This window comes from Priestia sp. P5_B4 (assembly GCF_056400385.1).
In genome coordinates, this window is the sequence record NZ_JBFULJ010000514.1 from 1 (window position 1) to 2,705 (window position 2,705).

3 protein-coding genes and 1 other annotated feature are annotated in these 2,705 nt (G+C 38.0%); all 3 genes read right to left on the reverse strand.

Features of this window, described 5'->3' with window-relative positions; translation table 11 throughout:
* Nucleotides 1–61: 61 nt before the first annotated feature.
* The gene (locus tag AC1DRF_RS22190; RefSeq protein ID WP_477741709.1) at nucleotides 62–409 is read right to left on the reverse strand and encodes a DUF805 domain-containing protein; all 348 of its coding nucleotides are present in this window, start codon (nucleotides 407–409) and stop codon (nucleotides 62–64) included.
* A gap of 271 nt (nucleotides 410–680) precedes the next feature.
* A complete protein-coding gene (locus tag AC1DRF_RS22195; RefSeq protein ID WP_427076115.1) occupies nucleotides 681–1,097 on the reverse strand; it encodes a DUF4275 family protein in 417 nt (138 codons plus the stop codon).
* An 84-nt stretch (nucleotides 1,098–1,181) separates the two neighbouring features.
* On the reverse strand, nucleotides 1,182–2,411 hold the full coding sequence (locus tag AC1DRF_RS22200; protein ID WP_427076114.1) for an MFS transporter: 1,230 nt from the start codon (nucleotides 2,409–2,411) through the stop codon (nucleotides 1,182–1,184).
* A 67-nt stretch (nucleotides 2,412–2,478) separates the two neighbouring features.
* Nucleotides 2,479–2,705 (reverse strand) — a binding site (T-box leader). This feature is flagged as partial in the annotation.

Sequence of the window (2,705 nt, forward strand, 5' to 3'; positions counted from 1 at the left end):
TACCAGTACATGACAAACCCTCTCTTTATTTATTAAATTAAACTACCTAATCATTTAAGTCCTACGCAACTTTATTAGGTACATCAAAACGATTTAGCTGCGACTCACTTCTTAGACAAAGAAGAATTAATAGACAAATAGCTCCGGCAATCGGAATAATACTAATGAGCTGCCACCAGCCGCTTCTTCCTATGTCATGCAGTCGGCGTGCCGTCACAGCAAGAGATGGAATGAAGACTGCAACAAGATAAACTATACGCAAAAAAGGGGGCATATCTGTTATAAGTTCAATAGCTGAAAGCACACACCATATAATAAAATTAAATAAGATAAACATCCAATACTCTTTACGCGTTGCTCTTCCTTGAAACGCTGCATAATTTTTTAGTAYATGTAAATACCACTTCATATAAAAACCTCCTTTTTAAACTGAATTTTGTAAGACAAGCCGACTAGCAATAATTACCTTAGCATACAAAAAATTAATTTCATATCCTATTTTTTGAAAAAATCCCAAATGGTAATATAGATATAGGAGAGATATGGATAATAATTAGTAATAAATACCCAAAAATCTTAGATTAAAAACCATTTTATACCTTTAATTACTTTTAATTAATAAAATGTTCTTTTATAGAAAAAACTACCATGTTGATATACACGGCAGGCCATATCTTCACTTATGTTCGGTAAAAGTAAGGTCCACATGAGCTTTCATGGGTAATAACGTAAGTCCACGTGAAGTTTTTATCAACCACATATAAATCTTCTAAATACATGTTTGTATTTTCACTTAAATCAGCGCTTGTTAGATACTTACATTTAGATAGCTGCAGCACTCGTTCATCATGCTCAAACAGCAAATAACAGTCGTTCTTTATTTGCTGTTCGAACGCTTGAACCGCTTGTTCTCCTTGCAAGCAAGGGAGCTTTTCATAGCTAAACGCATGCCACAAAAATTGGTCAATATAAATTTTCTTTTTTTGCGATGCGCTTAAAGCACTTGCAAATTCATTTTCCCATCGCTTTCGAAAGAATTCACCTTGATTCGATAATTTTTTAACAAACATTCCTTTTTTCTTTAACGCATCTTTCATTTTCACTGTGCTTTTCCATCCTTTATCCTGTATTCATTTCTTATTATCGGCTTCTTAGCTTATTTGTCCACTAGTACCCTTGCGTTAGATTTCTTGCTTTTTGACCAAATTCACTTTATAAAACGTCGGCTTTAACGTGCACAAAAACAATACAATTGTACTTAAAAGCATGATCAGGCTTCCACCAATTACAGCTCCTTGAATCGAAAAGATGTGCGCAGCCATGCCGCATAAAAAAGTCATGATAATGATCAGAAATGACTCAAGCAGTCCATATATACTTCCTACTCGACCCATCATGTCAACGGGAATACTRTTTTGATAAAAGGTTTGAAAACCAGCACTTGCAAAAGCTAACGCAAAAGATAAGCTAAAAAATCCTGCTCCGATAGTTTGAAAAGAAGACGAACACGCATACAGCAAATAGCCAAGCGACACTCCTACACTGCTGGCGCCTATGAGAAAGTTGGTCGACAGCTTCTTAGCAAACAGTGTGTTCACAACTGCGCCAATCATAATGCCAGCGCCTGCTATGCTTAATAAAAATCCGTATTCGCTTTCGGACAAATGAATGACTTTTGTTGCAAATGAAACTTCAAGAGAATCAATTGCCGTAGCCATGACCATTAAGAAACTGAATAATACATAAATGGTGATAATGTATCTGTTGGCTCTACTGAAACGAAACACCGCTTTCCAATCTTCTCGAATGGTGTTTACAGACAGCTTATTTTCTTTAACTTCTGCTTTTGTATCCAGGTTCGGCATAAACAAAGTAACCACCCCTGACGATACCAGCGCTGCAGCAGTAGCATAAATGGCAAACGCTGGCGTTCCAATCATAAATAGCGCACCTGCTGCGGCTGGCCCAATAAGAAAACCGCCTGAATCAATCAAACTGCGCAGCGAATTAAATCTTTTTCGTTTTTCACGTGGAATAAGCTTTGTGATATAAACCATCGATGCCGGCCGAAACATTGAACTTGCCATACTGATGATAAATACCAGCACATAAATGATCAGTATGGATGAGAAAAACGGAAACCAAGCAATAATCCCCGCGCGCATCCAATCTAAAAACATCATAAGCTTCCGTTTGTTCATGCGGTCAATTAAGCTTCCAGACCATATATTTGTACATAGCGCAGCAAGCGGCTTTATCATGTATAGCCCTGAAACCGCAAGCGGCGAATTCGTCATATCAAGCATCATGACATTTAAAGCAATTAAATAAATCCAGTCCCCGATATTGCTAATGCCAATTCCAAACAGTAATAAACACGGGTATTTCCAAGACAACAGCTTATTTTTCATAAAAGAAAGGCCTCCGCTTCACTATTGATTTCGATCAATAAAAAAATCCCACCCCCAAGACATTTGTCTTAGGGGCGAGATTATGAATCGCGGTGCCACCCTAGTTTGTTCATATGTCGCCATATAAACCTTATCGAGTACGGCTTTCGCTTATACTCTAGCTTTGTAACGGAAGCAGCCGTCGCACTATCACGTTAGATCCAATGCGCTGCTCAGAGGCTTGTTTCAACAGCGTTTTTCTTGCTCCTTTTCAGCTTCCGGAGCTCTCTGCTAAGAATACGCGCTGTCTACTTT